The following is a 17,626-nucleotide window of genomic DNA, read 5'->3' as shown; positions in this document are numbered from 1 at the left end:
ATTCCAGATTATGATAAAAGAAAAAAACAATACTACACTTACTTTCGAAGATTTCAAAACCGAAGTTTTGAACGACTACAGAATCGCTATTATTAGCCGGGAATGTAGCTTAATAGGTCGTAAAGAAGTATTGACAGGAAAGGCCAAATTTGGAATTTTTGGCGATGGTAAAGAAGTTCCTCAATTGGCGATGGCAAAAGCCTTCAAGAATGGTGACTTCCGTTCGGGATATTACCGCGATCAAACTTTCATGATGGCAATTGGCGAGCTAACTCCTAAACAATTTTTTGCTGGTTTATACGGTCATACCGATCTAAACTTTGATCCAATGTCGGCAGGAAGACAAATGGGTGGACACTTTGTTACTCATAGTTTAAATGAAGATGGTTCTTGGAAAGACCTTACCAAACAAAAAAACTCTAGCGCAGATATTTCTCCTACCGCTGGACAAATGCCTAGATTATTAGGACTTGCACAAGCATCTAAAATATACAGAAATGTAGACGGAATAAAAATCAAAGATAATTTCTCTGTAAATGGTAATGAGATTGCTTGGGGAACTATCGGGAACGCTAGTACATCCGAAGGATTATTCTTTGAAACCATAAATGCTGCCGGAGTACTGCAAGTACCAATGGTAATGAGCGTTTGGGATGATGAATACGGAATTTCGGTTCATGCAAGACATCAAACTACCAAAGAAAATATCTCGGAGATATTAAAAGGATACCAACGCGACGAAAACTCAAACGGTTACGAAATCTTTAGAGTTAAAGGTTGGGATTATGCCGAATTAATTGCAACATACGAAGAAGCAGCAGCTATTGCTCGCGAAAAACATGTCCCTGTATTAATTCATGTAAATGAGTTAACACAACCTCAAGGACACTCGACTTCGGGTTCTCACGAACGTTATAAAAACGCAGCAAGACTGGCTTGGGAAAAAGATTTTGACTGTATTCGCCAAATGCGTTTATGGATGATTGCTATTAATATAGCATCACCAGAAGAGTTGGACGAAATTGACATGGAACTAAAAAAAGAAGTACTCGATGCCAAAAAAGAAGCATGGAACTCTTTTATAGATCCAATTATCCAAGATCAAAAAGTATTGCTTACTTTATTAGAAACTACTGCAAATAACAGTACTACTAATAAGGAACAAATCTTAAAACTAACAAGCGAATTAGCGGCTATAAAATCTCCTCTAAAAAAGGAAATGCTTGCAACAGCCAGAAAAATATTGCGTTTAGTTGTAAATGAAGATAGCAAAACCGAATTAGCTAACTGGATTACTGCATACATTGCAACAACGCAAGAAAGATTCAGCAGCAATTTATTTTCAGATTCTAATCTTAATGTTTTCTCTGTAGAGAAAGTTTTACCACAATACGAGGCAAACAGCCTAGATGTTGATGGAAGAATGATTGTAAGAGATAACTTTGATGCCATCTTTACTAAATATCCAGAAACCTTAATCTTTGGAGAAGACGTAGGAAACATTGGTGATGTAAACCAAGGATTAGAAGGAATGCAAGAAAAATATGGAGAACTTCGTGTTGCCGATGTAGGTATTCGTGAAGCAACCATAATAGGTCAAGGAATAGGAATGGCATTAAGAGGATTACGCCCTATTGCCGAAATCCAGTATTTAGATTATTTACTATATGCAATCCAAATCATGAGTGATGATTTGGCTACTTTACAATATAGAACCGTAGGGAAACAAAAAGCACCATTAATAATCAGAACACGTGGACACCGTTTAGAAGGTATCTGGCATTCGGGTTCTCCAATGGGAATGATTATAAATGCAATACGTGGAATACATGTACTTGTACCTAGAAACATGACGCAAGCAGCTGGATTTTACAACGCATTATTAGAATGTGATGAACCTGCGCTAGTAATCGAATGTTTAAACGGATATAGATTAAAAGAAAAAGCACCTACAAACTACGGAGAATTTAAAACACCAATTGGTGTTGTTGAAACCCTAAAAGAAGGTAAAGATATTACGCTAGTTTCTTACGGATCGACTTTACGATTGGTAGAACAAGCAGCTACTGAGTTGCAACAAGTTGGTATTGACTGTGAAATTATCGATTTACAATCATTACTTCCGTTTGATATCAATCAAGATATTGTAAAAAGTATTACCAAAACAAATCGTCTTCTTGTAATAGACGAAGATTTACCTGGTGGAGCTTCTGCTTATATCTTGCAACAAATTATCGAGCAACAAGATGCATACATGCATTTAGATAGCAAACCACAAACATTAACTGCAAAAGCGCACCGACCAGCATACGGAACCGATGGCGATTACTTCTCTAAACCTTCAGCCGAAGATATTTACGAAAAAGTATACAGCATGATGCATGAGGTTAATCCTTCTAAATTCCCTAATTTATATTAAGAATTTAGTTTAAATATTAATACAAAAAAGCTCCAAATCATTACGGTTTGGAGCTTTTTTGTATAGACTATTTTAAATAGATTAATCCTTTTTACTTTTAACAATTTACTTTTATAAGGAGCTATTTCCTGCTGTCCGCTATATCTTTTACTGGCAAAAAAAGCCAGAAAAAGGATGCCGCTACCATCAGGGCTAGGACTTGGGTATTTATTAAAATCGCTAATACAAATAACATTATATAAACATTGCCAACGGTTTCAACCGTTGGAGCGCAATGCATTTCCATAATCCGTACCGCACGGTTAAAACCGTGGGCTATGATCAAAATAGAATAGAATTTAAGGAATAATCCTTTTATTGAGTTTCATACAGAGATTCTTCGTGCCTCAGAAAGACAAGTTTGGCAACAACAATATTGAATGTAAATACTCTCAATTTTGTCATTTCGACGCAGGAGAAATCTTCGCGAGAAACTCCACAAACTATGTCGAGCTACTTGATGAGATTCTTCGTGCCTCAGAAAGACAAGTTTGGCAATAATAATACTGAGAATATATACTCATTACTGCTTATATACTATATTGTCAGACTGAGAAGAGTCGAAGCCACGTTTACAGAATCGACAATAATTAAAAATCTACTTGGCAGAGTTACTCACGGAGATTCTTCGTGCCTCAGAAAGACAAGTTTGGCAATAACAACTTAAGAACAATTATACAATAAATTCTATTTAGACAACAAAAGCACTCTGGCCTTCTCCAAATCCTCCGGTGTATCAATTCCAATACCTACATGAGTAGTTTCGACCATTTTAATGCGCTTTCCAAACTCTAGATAACGTAATTGCTCTAGCTTCTCCGAAGCTTCAAGCGATTTCATTGGCAAGCTATAAAAATCTAATAAAGCTTGTTTTCTAAAAGCGTAAATCCCAATATGCTGAAAGTAACGTACACCAACAGTTGCATCTCTTGGATACGGAATAACTGAGCGTGAAAAATACAATGCAAATCCGCTTTGATCTACTACAACTTTTACATTGTTAGGATTATTTATTTCGGTTTCATCTTTAATTTCACGCATTAAAGAAGCCAAATCAACTTTTTTGTCTGAGTCATTTCTGAAAACTTCAATTACTTTTGCCAGCGGCTCAGCATCGATAAAAGGTTCATCGCCTTGTACATTTATAACAATATCAACTTCCAGATTCTGGATAGCTTCAGCAATCCTATCACTCCCCGATTCATGTTCTTTAATACTCATAATGGCTTTACCTCCATTTGAGACAATCTCATCAAATATAATATCCGAATCTGTTACAACAAATACATCATCAAATAAATTGGTTTGTATTGCGGCTTGATACGTTCTTAAAATTACTGTTTTGCCGCCCAAATCTTGCATTAGTTTGGCGGGAAATCGTGTAGAAGCGTAACGTGCGGGAATAACTGCTATTATTTTCATTTCTTGAATGTATTAGTGATAAATCGTAAAAACAAATATACCTATTCACAATCAGGTATTAAAAAATTATTTCTAACATATTTCTTAAATAATTAAACTTTAATATGTTATAAAATATTTATTTTTATGAGAAAAAAAAGTATGAAAAGATTATTAGCACTTCTCCCTCTCTATTTCTTTTTAGTAATAAATAATTCATTTGCGCAAAAGAATGAACCCTCAATTATAAACTCATTTTCAGACCGAGTATTTCCTGGTAAAGGATATTTACCATTAGGCGACATTAAATGGAAATTTAAAACCGATGGCAAAATATTCTCTTCGCCAATAGCCAAAAACGGAATTGTATTTATTGGTAGCGAAGATGGTTTTCTTTATGCTATCGAAGAGAAATCTGGAAATTTAAAATGGAAATTCAAAACTAATGGAGCAATCCATAGTTCACCAAGTATTTACGAAAACACTATCTTTTTCGGCAGTTTCGATGGCTATTATTATGCCGTAAATACAACAACTGGTAAAGAAGCCTGGAAATTTAAAACAGGTGGAGAAAACTGGTATAGCGATCTTAGAATATTGAGCACGGAGCCAAATGACAAACCCATGGATGATTTATGGGACTTTTATTTATCATCGCCTGTAGTTTATAAAGACAATAAATCGGCTTCGGTATTATTTGGGAGCAGCGACGGAAATGTATATTCGCTTGATGTAAAAAAAGGGAGTTTAAACTGGAAATTTAAAACCGATGGCCCAATTCATAGTACGCCAGTGCTAGATAAAAACACACTATACATTGGTAGTTGGGACGCCAAACTATACGCTATAAACTGTAAAACAGGAAAAGAAAAATGGAAATTTGTAACCGAAGACAAAATAGGATTCAAAGGAATTCAATCTTCTGTAGCAGTTGCTAATGGAATGGTTTATTTTGGCGCAAGAGACCCTCATTTTTTTGCTTTAGATTCTGAAACAGGAAAACTAATCTGGAAATACGATGCCGAAAGTTCATGGATTCTTAGCTCGGCAGTAATACTGAATAATATTATATATGTAGGAACTTCAGACACTTATGCCCTACTCGCCTTAGATGCTAAAACAGGAAAAGAATTATACCGTTTTAGAACTAGCGGATACGTATATTCATCACCAGCAATTTCTGGAAACACCGTTTATTTTGGAGATTTTACAGGTAATTTCTTTGCGCTCGATATCCTTTCGCAAGGCAAAATATCAAACGTTATAAGCACCGATGGCAGAAAAAAACATGCAGCCGAAGTACTAAACAACGACAAACTAGATTTTACATACGCCGCCAAAAATTCGGATTTATCCCAATATAAAGAAACCAAAAAAGTTATGGATGAGTTTTATAAACTTGGTCCAATTGTTTCTTCTCCATTTATTAGTAACAATACCCTTTATTTCGGGAGTGCCGATGGATATTTCTATGCTATTGGATTGTAAGATTTATAAATAATAAGATTTTTATAAATTCTAACTCTTTGCGAAAGGTACGCGGATGATACGGATTCGCTAAGGCGAAAACACAGATTAAAACGGATTTTTTTAAAGCAATAAATAGAAAAGACGAAGTAAATCTGTAATTAAATTTTTCTCACGCAGATTTTAAAAGATTTAAGCCAATAAGCGCAGATTTATTTAGGACTAATTTTAAATTAAATTTGCTTTAATCTGCCGAATCTGCGTGAAAAAATATTTTAATCCTTTAATTTTATCTAAACTTTTTTAAGTTAGCCTCCCAAACCAAAGCCCAAAACTACTTTGTAGAAAACTGTGACTGTGACTGAAACTGTACACTATTTCTGTCACATAATCTTAACCGAAGTCATACTCAATGAACCAGCCAATAGTTTATCATTAAATAAACCTAACTCTTCGGATTTATCTTTTAAGCCTAATGTATAAAGCAACGGCAAATAATGATCTGGTGTTGGAATCGCTAATTGAATCGCTTTATCCATTTTCTCGTAATTAATAAGCGGTTGAAAATTTCCATCCAGCAAATAATCATTAATAGTTTGTCGAGCTTCAATCGCCCAATCGTAGCCATAATTATCTCTATCGTAATTATGAAAATCGACTAATCTTAAATTATGGACAATATTACCACTCCCAATAATCAAAACTCCTTTATGACGTAGGGATTGTAATTTTTGAGCCAACTCAAAATGATATTGCCCTGATTTTGTATAATCAATACTTAACTGAATCACCGGAACATTTGCTTCGGGATATAAATGTTTTATCACACTCCATGCCCCATGATCCAAACCCCAGGTTTCATCTAATTCTATTTCGACAGGAGTAAGTATTCTTTTAGTTTCAATAGCTAATTCCGGACTTCCTTTGGCAGGATATTGCACATCAAACAAAGCCTGAGGAAAACCTCCAAAATCATGAATAGTTTTAGGCATTTCCATCGCCGTGACTTTTGTTCCTTTGGTGTACCAATGTGCCGAAATACACAAAATAGCATTCGGCTGAGGCAATGTTTTAGCTAAGTTTCTAAATCCTGCAACAAACTCGTTTTCTTCGATAGCATTCATCGGATTCCCATGCCCAAGAAACAAAACTGGCATTTTATCTGTATTCGAAAACGTAGACGAAATCGAATGTAAATCGTTTAGTGTTGTCATTTTAAAATTGATTTTCTAACACGAATTGCACTAATTTTCACTAATCTCAATCTAAAACACAACTCGTGCTTATTCGTGTTTTATTCCTCAAAGCTCTCATCTTTAAAGCCTATCAAATATAATTTATTTTTTGCTCTTGTCATAGCAGTGTACAACCATCTTATGTAGTCACGGTCGATACCGTTTGGCAAATAAGGTTGTTCTATAAAGACTGTATCCCATTGCCCACCTTGCGATTTATGACACGTTATTGCATAAGAGAATTTTACTTGTAAACCATTAAAATATTCGTTGGCTTTTACCTTTTGGAATTTCTTATATTTTGTAGTTTCATTATCATAATCTTTCATCACCTCTTCATACAATCTATTCGATTCTTCGAAGGTTAACGATGGTGATTCGCTTTTTATAGTATCCAATAATAAAACCGTTTCAAAAGGTTTCTGATTTGGATAATCGACCATTCGTATTTTTACTTTGGCAAATTTAAAACCATATAATTCCTGAATACTAAATATTTCCAGAATCTCGATAATATCACCATTAGCAATAAAACCAGCTTCATCAGAATCTTTTAGCCAGAAATAATTGTTCTTAACTACCATCAGGAAATCGCCGGTAGAAAGGTCACTTTCTTTAAATAGAATTTTGGTACGAATTTGTTCGTTATACTGATTAGCTCTTTTATTAGAGCGCACAATAAACGCCGTATCTTCAATACTATAATTGCTATATGCAGAGTTTATCGCATCCTGAATATCGTAACCATCTGTTAATCGTACAATATCTTTAAACTTCTTTACATCAAACCTAAACTCGGTAATAAAACTTTCTTTTAGTAATTCACGTAATTCTGTAGCATTAAATAAGATTCCTGAGTTTTCTTCCTGACGCATTACTTCGTCAAGTTCTATATGCTCAATTTCTTTGTTATAATTTACGCTTAACGTATGAATATCAAGTGCTGGACTAATATCTAAATTTACTGGTGGCAACTGAGCCGTATCTCCCAATAAAATCATTTTACAATTGGTTCCCGAATACACGTATGAAATCAAATCATCTAATAAAGAACCATTCTCATATAATTTAGAATCCGAATTACTATCTGAGATCATCGAAGCCTCATCGACTATAAAAATGGTGTTTTTATGCTTGTTTTGCTGAATGGTAAACGAAACTCCACCGCCAGAAGATTTCTTAGGGAAATATATTTTTTTATGGATTGTAAAAGCGGGTTTCTCCGAATAATTAGCAATTACTTTTGCAGCACGACCTGTTGGCGCAAGCAAAACATATTTCTTATCAATCTCGGCTAAATTATTTACAATGGTCGAAATTACCGTAGTTTTTCCTGTTCCTGCATATCCTTTTAGTACAAAAATCGTATCATTTGCTGTATCGGTTAAAAATATAGCAATCTTTTGAAAAAAAATATCCTGTTTATAGGTCGGAGAAAAAGGGAATTTTTTTTGTAAAAGACTATAAAACAGGGAAGAACTCATAACGGTTATATTAATGTAAAATTATCATCAAATATAGGTATCAAACGCGAGGGAACCACATAAAATCCCAAATGAATAAAAAAAAATTGTAAGTTTGTCATCACGTTTAATTCTATCTTGATTCTTAACAAGAATTGAATTCTAAATCCATTTATGCAATCACAAAATACAAATATAACATCAAAAAAGTACAAAAAGCTTTCCATTCAGGTTTCACTGGCTGGGCTTTCGTTTTGTTGTTTTGATACATTAAACAATACTGTTTTATCTTTAAACGAAGTCACTTTTGACACGTCTCATAAAACTAGCAAAATTGAAGATTTGTTTGCCGATGCTTTTAGCAAACATCCAGAACTTAAAGATACTTATGATCAAATAACGATAATACATAACAACAATTTATCAACGTTTGTTCCTACTGCCCTATTTGACGAAAACTTTTTAGGCAGTTATTTACAATACAATACCAAGGTTTTTGAAACTGATTTTTTTGCTTTCGACGAAATTTCCAATTATCAAATGAATGCAGTTTACATTCCGTATGTAAACATCAATAACTTTTTTATTGACCAGTTTGGTACTTTCGAATACAAACACGCCAATAGTATTCTTGTCGAAAAACTTTTGGATGCATCCAAAAACAACGACGATAAAACAATGGTTGTTAATTTTAATTTGGGACATTTCGAAATCATTGTGGTGCAAAACCAAAAGCTATTATTATTTAATTCTTTTGAATATCAAACTCCTGAGGATTTTATTTATTATTTGCTATTTACAGCAGAACAACTTAATATGAACCCCGAGAGTTTTAAACTTGAATTGTTAGGAACGATTTCTGAAAAAGATGATTTTTTTGCAATCGCTTATAAGTATATCCGAAATGTATCCTTGTTTGACGTATCTAACTTAGAAAGAAATAATTCTTTTTCGACGGCTCAAAATCAACAACATTTTATACTTTTTCAATCATGAGAATCATTTCAGGAAAATACAAAGGAAGACGCATATCTCCACCCAAAAACCTTCCGGTAAGACCTACAACTGACATGTCTAAGGAAGCATTATTTAATGTTTTGAATAACCATTTTAGTTTTGAAAGCTTAAAGGTATTAGATTTATTTGCGGGAACTGGAAACATCAGTTATGAATTTGCCTCTCGTGGTTGCACTCCAATTACATCTGTAGATGGTGATTTTGGTTGTGTAAAATTCATCAAGCAAGTTGCAGCCGAATTTGACTTTAATATTGCCGCAACAAAAAGTGACGTATTTAAATTTTTAGAAAGCTGTAAAACATCTTACGATATTATTTTTGCAGATCCTCCTTATGCTTTGGATCAGGCCACATTCGAAAAAATTGTAATGTTAGTTTTTGAAAGAGAGCTTTTGCAAGATGATGGAATGATGATTATCGAACATTCTAAATATACTAAATTAGATCATTTGAGTAATTTCTCATTTAAGAAAAGTTATGGTGGTTCTTTCTTTAGTTTCTTCGAATTTGATTCTTCCGAAGATGAAGAAATAAGCCTTAAAGCTGCAACAAAAAGTACCGAAGAAGACGAAGGTTAAAAAATACCCAAGTTATCATAATATAAAATCCCCTTGAAATTTCAAAGGGATTTTTACTTTTAAATTTAACTCATTGCGCAATCAATTTAACGCATAGAAACATAGATATTGTACTCTCAAAAAAGGCGTTTCACTTGTTTAAACACACAGAGCCTAGCTATGTGAAAGAAAAAAATTTCTTTTTTGTATTCTTTTTACACATAAAATCTATGTTTCTATGTGTTAAATAAATTTTATCGAATCCTGTTTGAATCATCTACATTTTTTTCTTTGAACTGCGAATCTTTTATTTTTCCGAATGAATATTTTATAGCAATCGAAATTTCGTGCCAATCAACCTGATATCTTGCCTTCGAACTAACGTTATTAATAGTAAACTGTTCTTCTTCGATATTACTATTAAAAACATTATTACACGTTAAAGTACAATTCCAGTTTTTAAAAAAACTTTTAGAAAGTGCCATATCTACAATAAATCTTTCGTTTCGCTCAAAAACGCCTTTGTTTTGTTTAGTCAATCCCCAGCCAGATACAGTAAGAGTAAATCCTTTGGGAAGTTTAAATTCATTATTTGAGTAATAATACAAATAGGGTTTTGAAGCTAAAAACATAGCTGATTTATCTTCTATTTTTTCTAAAATAAAAACCAATGAATTTGTCGTTGTCCAAAATCTATAAGTAAAGGGCAATGTGAAATCCAGGTTAAATCCTGTTTCCTTATCAAAATTTATATCTTTAAAGGTCATGATATTTTGTTCCTCATCATATATAAAACTATTATAAACTGGGTTTGTGTTTTGATAATAACTTAGCTTAACCGATTTATCATGATACTGAAAAGTAGATGAGATTTCATTAATAATAGTCGGATCCAAATTTATGTTTCTGCCATATAAAAAGTAAGGATTAATATACGTTGTTCCCTGACTTAAAGAAGAATAATTGGGTCTCGAAATACTTTTGGCATAATTTACACTAATGCTTTTTGTACTATCTATAAGGAATGTAAGCTCTGCTTTTGGGAAAAAATTAGTGTAATTCTTATCAATCAAAGGCAATAAATCGGTTTTAAATTTTCCGTTTACATTGGTGTTCTCCACTCTTATCCCAACCGAAAAATCTACTTTCTTAATCTTTCCCGATAACTGACTATATCCTGCTAAATTTTGCTCTTTAAAATCATAATGGCTCAATACATTTTTATTGGTTTCAGAATAAAATATATCAAAATCTGATTTTGAATCAGCAGAAGAATACAATCCTCCTACTTCGAATTTCATTTCATTTTTAAACTTTTTCTCAATATCTATTCTTCCTAAAAAAACACCAACTTTAAACTTTTGATCTCGAATTTGTGTCAAGCCAAACTCTGTATCATTAAAATTGTTTTCAACTTCACTCCATAATCCCTGATCAAAATTAGAATATTGCAAGCCTGTAAAAACCTGCGTATCTATAGCTTTTATTTTCTTAGAATAATTTAAAAATGCGTTTACAAAATCCTTATTACTATCATTATCACTAAAGGTTACAACATTGTTTTCTACCTTATCTTTTTTATTATAAGTACTCGTATTAATATCAAAAGTGTCTTTTTGCAACTTACTGTTTATACTAAACGAGAAATAATCATCCTCATTTATCTTATAAAACAATCCACCTCCAAAAATATACTGTTTACGTTTAGTATAAGCTTCAACATCATAATCCGAAACAATATTTGCATTAGCAATCTCATAATCGATACTATGATTTTCCCAAGGTTGCAATTGATTGTAATTAAAATTAGCTTTCCATTCTAGCTTGTTTTTCTTAAAACTAGAATTAAACCCAAGATAATTATTGTATCTTTTTTTAAAAGACGCTACTTCAGAAATATCCGTTTTAAAACTATCTTTTTTACTAAACTTTCTTGTTATCAAAATCACAGCACGTCCTTCGGCTTCATATTTAGCAGATGGATTCTGGATAATCTCGATATTCTTTATATCATCTACCGATAGCGCATTTAAGTCATTCATTCCCACTCTTTGGTTATCGATATAAATAAGGGGCGTTCCTTTGCCTACAATCGAGACATTCTCTTTGTCTGAACTTATAATAATAGTAGGTAACTTAGATAATAAATCTAGTGTGTTAGGAACAGAGTTATAAACCGAATTAGCAACATCTATTTTAATATTTCCGTTTTGATTCGAAAATGTTTTTGCTTTTGCACTAATAACGACTTCTTCTAATTTATTCGAAATACTATCCTTTGGCGTTTCGCTTTGTGCATATCCAAATGCAGAAACTAGAAGACAAATTGCAATTATTATTATTTTAATCATCTTTTAAGTAAGTTAAGAATCCAATTCAAACAATCTTCTGTATCCATTATCGACCAAGAATGCGGATTTTTACTCCCGTTTAATCTCACTCCTTTTCCTTGACTTATAATTACACTTGCATTATTATTCCCCATAATTTTCAATTGGTTTATCATCCCAACTATGTCAATCCCGTTCCAATCATACAAATCACGGTGGCGTTCATTAATTAGCCAGTTAACATCGAGATCTGTGTACATGCGAATAGGCATATTTTTTAAATATTTTGCATTGCCTCCATCTTTTGCACCATAAGAAAAAATAGAAGCATCAATATATTTTTCCGGGAATTGATCCGGTGAACCGCCATATAAAGTATCCCAATTATTCTTTATCCATTTTGCTTCACTTGCTCCAGCTTCAGAAAAATTTCTTTTAATTTCTCTTTCACAATATTTGTAAAAACGAGCTTGATCCAGCGGAGCATCCAAAGCGAAAATTCCTTTAGGAGTTAAGAATAATTTGTTTGGATTTTTAATGGCGTTTTCCGCATAAGTCAAAGAAATAATACCGCCACTCGATAAACCTCCTAAAATAAAATTCTCCTTAGAGACCTTGTACTTTCTTACAACTTCATCAAAAATCTTGTCTAAAAAAGAAAATTCAGCTTCACGACTATCCGTTCCCCAATTTATTGAAGGAATAATTACCAGAATACCTTTTTTAACAGCTAACTCATGCAGTGTTATTTGTTTTAATAAATCTTCTGTAGATTCCCCTCCAGATGGTAAAATTACCAAAGCCCCTATAATATCCGTTTTTGGAACCATTTTGTAATAATGCAATGATTGTGAGTCTTCGTCATTGACATATATATCATTGGTATCTAAATAATCAACAGTTACTTTTTCCATTTTTTGCCCATAACAAAATGTAATTCCAAACAGAATCAGCATTGATAATCGTTTTTTCATAATTTGTCTTTTTCTATATATTCGATTGCAAAAATGGTTCTAAAAAACACTGCCGAAAGTTAATCGTAGGTTAATGCAGGGTTAATGCATAAATTAAAAGATAAAAGCTTTATTTTTGGGATGTATTTATTGGATGAAATGAAACACAGAATCAACTTATTAATCTTTTTATCAGCTATCGCTCTGGTGGTTTTATCTGTTGTGCAATGCTATTTGGTAAAAACAACGTATGATTATAAAGTAGCACAGTTTCACTCAGAGATTAAGAATGAAATTGCTTTTATCACAAATGATTATAGCGATATCGATTCGACAATTGTCAACAAAAAAGAACATCTCTACAAACAATTAGCCGAGAATTATATACATGATAAGAAAACAAAATCGGATATTAAAACTGCTTTGCTTCAAAACGAATTTCGAGGTGAACTAACCCGAAAATTGCAACAGAAGTTTAATAGAGAAATTCCAAATTTCTCTATAGATTTTGCCATTGTACTCAACAAGTTTATCATCTATAATAGTTCTAAAAAAGCCGATACAATTTTCTCCGAAAAACCATTTATAAAAAACAAATTATATGGTAATCTGGCTTCTTTAGACAATGCCTTTTTAGTCCGGAATTATGTGGGTACAACAAACGGAACAGCGCAAATGCAAGATTATAATTTGCTTACCGAAGATTCTATGTACGTATCGGTTATCGATTGGGAAATGATAATATTAAAAAGGATGAGCATGATTTTATTCTTGTCCCTACTATCAATCTTAACCTTGGTAACACTTTTTGTAATTGCCATAAAAGCATTGATAAAACAGAAAAAAGTAAGCGATATAAAGACCGATTTTATCAATAATATCACACACGAACTCAAAACGCCTTTAACGACTCTGGCTATTTCGACCAAAATACTAGAGCGAAAAGACATTCGTGACAACGAAATTCATTTCAACTCGATTCTTAATACCATTTCGCGTCAAAACAATCGTTTACAGAGTTTGATAGACCAAGTTCTGGCAAATTCTCTAGATGAAAATGAAATGAAAATGCAGAAAGAAAAGATTATTACCGAGTCTTTCTTAAATGCAATTATCGAAGATTTTAAAATTGCATATCCTAAGGTTAAGATAGAAACCCATTTTGGCACAAGCGAAACTACTCTTGTATTAGATAAATTTCACTTAACAACAGCAATCTTAAATGTGCTCGAAAATGCAGTAAAATATGGTTCGAAAACCATTATCATAAAAACTACATTAAACCAAAACCAATTTAATCTTAGTATTCAGGATGACGGAATCGGGATTTCTAAAAGCAAACATTCTTTACTTTTTGATAAATTCTATCGTGTAGAACAAGGCAATCTGCATAATTCTAAAGGATTGGGATTAGGACTTTATTATGTAAACCAAATCATCAAAGCTCATCAAGGTACGATTGCAGTAATAAGCGATTTAGGAAAAGGAGCCAAGTTTTATATTAGTTTTCCGTTGAGTTAAGTTTTTAGTTTCAGTTTTCAGTCGTCATGTATATAATTAACTATGTGAAAGAAATGGATTTATTTTTGTGTTCTATTTTACACATAAAATCTATCCCGAAGCGCAATGTCATTAAGTTAAGAAAAATAGCTGCAATACTGTACCGAATAAATGTCACGCAAAGTCGCTAAGCCGCCAAGTTTACGCCTAAAACCTTTGCGCTTTTGCGTCTTTGCGCGAAAAGAATTAACCATAATTAGATCAAAAGAATCAATTTTAACATAAACTTTCCGTCTCTTTGTGCCTTAGCTGTAAAATAAATTTATAATCTAAAATGAAAAAAATACTTTTAGCCGAGGATGATTCCGATTTTGCAAACGTACTCAAACAATACCTGGAATTGTATGATTATGATGTTACTTGGGCCGAAAACGGTCAGGAAGCATTAGCTGTTTTTCAAACTACAGCATTCGATATTTGCGTATTCGATGTCATGATGCCTATTATTGACGGATTTACGCTTGCCGAAAAAATCATCAAAATCAATCCCGAAATTCCATTCATTTTTCTCACAGCAAGAAAACTTAAAGAAGATAAAATAATTGGATTAAAGCTCGGCGCAGACGATTACATTGTAAAACCCTTTGAAGCCGAAGAACTTATCTTACGCCTAAATAACATCCTGAAAAGAAGCCAACAAAAAACATCTCTTTTCTCAGAAGCCAACGAGTTACAAATTGGAGATTATTTATTTGATACCAAACGATTATCATTAAGAAAAGACAACAAAAACCAACAACTTACAGAGAAAGAAGCTGCGCTTATTCATTTCTTTTACACGCATAAAAACCAAATGCTAAAAAGAGAACAAATCCTAAAATCGATTTGGAAAAATGACGACTTTTTTTCAGGTAGAAGTATGGATGTTTACATCAGTAAAATTCGAAAATACTTTAAAGACGATTCCCGAATTAGTATCGATAGCATCCGTAATATCGGACTGGAATTTAAGATAAGTGATTAATTACCCATAGCTACATTCACAAAAAAACACCTAACACATAGTCCCGACGCTTCGGGTAATGTCATTAAGTTAAGAAAAAAACTTTAATACTGTGCCGAATAAAATCTCTCGCAAAGTCGCCAAGTTTACACCTAAAATCTTTGCGCTTTTGCGACTTTGCGAGAAAATAATTAATCATCATTGACTAAGAAAAGCTTAACTTAATGACATTCCGCTTCGGGATAGATTTTAATCTAAAATTTTAAGGTATTTCTATAAAATCATGATTTTTCCGCATAGCTCTATGCGGTTTATTTTGAGTGAAACGTCTTTTACAATTTGAAAGCTATGTTTCTATGTGTTGAAAATTATACTCAACGAATATTAATTATTCTCGTGTGTATCTAATTTATCAAAAATCAGCTGATATGTTGGTGTTTCAATTTCATACTTCAAACCTTCATTTACCACAAATTCAGTAAGAGATGAAAGTTCGATTTTTCTTCCTGCCAACAAATCACGGTGCATAGACGAAGTTGCATCACGAGGTGTTTTCTCCAATTTCAGGATAGTTTGCATTACAATATCATTAGGAAGATTCAGTCCTTTTACAGCCGCAATCATAGTGATTTCATTAAGTAATGAAACATATAAATTTCGGCTAGAAGCATTTTCCATGATTTCACCAATATTCTGATTCAAGTAAGAAGTAGCTGAAGCCAAAGACGATATAAAAACAAACTTCTCCCAAACTGTTTCTTCTATATTATCAACGAGATAACTTTCGATTTTAGCATTCTGAAAAATGGTTTGCAACGCCTTCATTCTATAAACAGAAGCACTATCAGAACCAAAAAATAACTTTTCGTAAATTCCAGTTTTTTTAATAACACCAGGTTCAGCAATCATCGAAACGATGTAAACGCAACCTTGCAAAACTTCATTATCAGGAAAAATGATACTAATACGTTCCGTGGCGTCAACGCCATTATATAAAGGAAGAAAAACAGTATTCTTGGTAATACATTTTCTTATGGCATCAAGACTTTCTTCGATATCATAGGTTTTAGTAGCGCAAATAAGGTAATCTAGTTTCCCAATTGCATCAGGATCATTAGATACTACAGTCGGAAAAACAATCGTTTCTCCTTCATCAGTACTAATTTTAAGACCCGATTTGGCAATAACTTCCATTGCTTTACCACGCGCAATAAAAACGACTTCTATAGCATCGTTTTCGGCGTAGGCTTTCGCCAAAAGTCCACCAAAATAACCACCTACTCCACCCAATCCTAAAATTCCAATTCTTGTTTTCATATTATTTTTTTTGCCACTCCCAATCTCGACGGTTCGAAACGGGATAAAAAGATTCCACAGATTAAAAAACGCAAACATTCATAATCTACGCGTCTTTGTATCATGTTTAATTTCAGAAATAACTAGTGAAGATTTATCATGAAAATAAATTTAATACTCTCACAAATATAAAAAAATGCAGACCTATAAGCCGGATTCTGTTCTTGTTATTACTAACAATACCTTATCATTTATCTAGACTTACAATTACTCATAAGTTCAAGCTATCTACCCTTCAGCAACGAACGAGAAGCCCTTAAATGCTGATATACTTGATATTTCACCGCATAGAGTTTACCTGTTTTCACTACAGCATTACCTGTACATACTTTCTGCTGCACTTGTCCTAACGTTATTGCTAACGCCGACGGGTGTTACCCGCTATGCTTCTCTGTGGTGTCCGGACTTTCCTCCCCTCACCTAAATGAGCGACGATAAGGCGGTCTGCGGGGCAAATTTAGCGTTTTTATTGCTCTCTTTTCTCCATTATAAAATTTACTTTAACACTCCTTTTACAAACACTTAATTTTAAAATAGTTATCTTTAAACGTTAACCACCAAAATTTCATTTATCATGATTAGAATGTATCACTACGCAACTGTATCCAAAGCTTTGGATCAATTAAACGAAAAAGGATTTACTTATGATTTTAATCTAAATGAAGATGTAATAAAGAAAAATCCTGAAAAATTTGAAATCGTACATGTGTATCGATACGAAGGTGAATCAGATCCAGGCGATGAAGCTGTGGTTTATGGAATAAAATCTACATCGGGCAAAAAAGGTGTTTACGTCGCTGGATTTTCAGCCAATTCCGATTCTGAAACTGCAAAAATATTAAGTGATTTAAGCATCAGAGGAAGATAGTTTTATTTAGGAGCTATT

General features: G+C 33.0%; 13 protein-coding genes and 1 other RNA gene. 7 read left to right on the top strand and 7 right to left on the bottom strand.

Annotation, left to right across the window (positions count from 1 at the left end):
• Window positions 1-10: 10 nt before the first annotated feature.
• A complete protein-coding gene (locus tag OA93_RS22460; RefSeq protein WP_039116369.1) occupies window positions 11-2,419 on the top strand; it encodes an alpha-ketoacid dehydrogenase subunit alpha/beta in 2,409 nt (802 codons plus the stop codon).
• A 726-nt stretch (window positions 2,420-3,145) separates the two neighbouring features.
• Here OA93_RS22460 and kdsB read toward each other — a convergent pair.
• Window positions 3,146-3,880, bottom strand: coding sequence for a 3-deoxy-manno-octulosonate cytidylyltransferase (kdsB, locus tag OA93_RS22455; RefSeq protein ID WP_039116368.1), 735 nt, complete (start codon window positions 3,878-3,880; stop codon window positions 3,146-3,148).
• Window positions 3,881-4,021: 141 nt separating this feature from the next.
• Between kdsB and OA93_RS22450 the strand changes: the two genes are divergently transcribed.
• Window positions 4,022-5,347: a PQQ-binding-like beta-propeller repeat protein gene (locus OA93_RS22450; RefSeq protein ID WP_039116384.1), complete on the top strand. Its 1,326-nt coding sequence runs from the start codon at window positions 4,022-4,024 to the stop codon at window positions 5,345-5,347.
• 362 nt (window positions 5,348-5,709) lie between these two features.
• Here OA93_RS22450 and ygiD read toward each other — a convergent pair whose 3' ends face one another.
• Both ygiD and OA93_RS22440 read right to left on the bottom strand, forming a co-directional pair.
• Window positions 5,710-6,540 (bottom strand): 4,5-DOPA dioxygenase extradiol, encoded by an 831-nt coding sequence (gene ygiD, locus OA93_RS22445; protein ID WP_039116367.1) that lies wholly within the window; start codon window positions 6,538-6,540, stop codon window positions 5,710-5,712.
• A gap of 80 nt (window positions 6,541-6,620) precedes the next feature.
• A complete protein-coding gene (locus tag OA93_RS22440) occupies window positions 6,621-8,045 on the bottom strand; it encodes an AAA family ATPase (protein ID WP_039116366.1) in 1,425 nt (474 codons plus the stop codon).
• 153 nt (window positions 8,046-8,198) lie between these two features.
• On the opposite strand from OA93_RS22440, the gene OA93_RS22435 reads away from it, so the two are divergent.
• Both OA93_RS22435 and OA93_RS22430 read left to right on the top strand, forming a co-directional pair.
• Complete coding sequence (locus tag OA93_RS22435; protein WP_039116365.1) at window positions 8,199-9,020, top strand: DUF3822 family protein; 822 nt, start codon at window positions 8,199-8,201, stop codon at window positions 9,018-9,020.
• Complete coding sequence (locus OA93_RS22430; RefSeq protein ID WP_039116364.1) at window positions 9,017-9,619, top strand: RsmD family RNA methyltransferase; 603 nt, start codon at window positions 9,017-9,019, stop codon at window positions 9,617-9,619. Before OA93_RS22435 ends, OA93_RS22430 begins: the two co-directional genes overlap by 4 nt.
• Window positions 9,620-9,852: 233 nt before the next feature.
• Here OA93_RS22430 and OA93_RS22425 read toward each other — a convergent pair whose 3' ends face one another.
• Together OA93_RS22425 and OA93_RS22420 are read right to left on the bottom strand one after the other, a co-directional pair.
• Entirely contained in the window at window positions 9,853-11,949 is a 2,097-nt protein-coding gene (locus OA93_RS22425) for a TonB-dependent receptor (RefSeq protein ID WP_039116363.1), read from the bottom strand.
• Window positions 11,946-12,902, bottom strand: a complete 957-nt coding sequence (locus OA93_RS22420; protein WP_039116362.1) for a hypothetical protein — start codon at window positions 12,900-12,902, stop codon at window positions 11,946-11,948. The genes OA93_RS22425 and OA93_RS22420 overlap by 4 nt, the downstream gene beginning before the upstream one ends.
• 84 nt (window positions 12,903-12,986) lie before the next feature.
• Here OA93_RS22420 and OA93_RS22415 point away from each other — a divergent pair, with 84 nt between their 5' ends.
• Window positions 12,987-14,402, top strand: a complete 1,416-nt coding sequence (locus OA93_RS22415) for a HAMP domain-containing sensor histidine kinase (protein ID WP_240474784.1) — start codon at window positions 12,987-12,989, stop codon at window positions 14,400-14,402.
• 313 nt (window positions 14,403-14,715) lie between these two features.
• On the top strand, window positions 14,716-15,405 hold the full coding sequence (locus OA93_RS22410) for a response regulator transcription factor (protein WP_039116361.1): 690 nt from the start codon (window positions 14,716-14,718) through the stop codon (window positions 15,403-15,405).
• Between the two features lie 363 nt (window positions 15,406-15,768).
• Here the strand turns inward: OA93_RS22410 and OA93_RS22405 are convergent, their stop codons facing one another.
• Together OA93_RS22405 and rnpB are read right to left on the bottom strand one after the other, a co-directional pair.
• The gene (locus tag OA93_RS22405; RefSeq protein ID WP_039116381.1) at window positions 15,769-16,701 is read right to left on the bottom strand and encodes a 2-dehydropantoate 2-reductase; all 933 of its coding nucleotides are present in this window, start codon (window positions 16,699-16,701) and stop codon (window positions 15,769-15,771) included.
• Between the two features lie 170 nt (window positions 16,702-16,871).
• Window positions 16,872-17,191: RNase P RNA component class A (gene rnpB / locus OA93_RS24320), an RNA gene on the bottom strand.
• A gap of 123 nt (window positions 17,192-17,314) precedes the next feature.
• Between rnpB and OA93_RS22400 the strand changes: the two genes are divergently transcribed.
• Window positions 17,315-17,608 (top strand): hypothetical protein, encoded by a 294-nt coding sequence (locus OA93_RS22400; protein ID WP_039116360.1) that lies wholly within the window; start codon window positions 17,315-17,317, stop codon window positions 17,606-17,608.
• The last annotated feature ends 18 nt before the right edge of the window (window positions 17,609-17,626 follow it).

The sequence above is a fragment of the Flavobacterium sp. KMS genome, assembly GCF_000813005.1.
Taxonomy (GTDB): Bacteria; Bacteroidota; Bacteroidia; order Flavobacteriales; family Flavobacteriaceae; genus Flavobacterium.
This window is presented reverse-complemented; position numbering and strand designations above follow the sequence as displayed.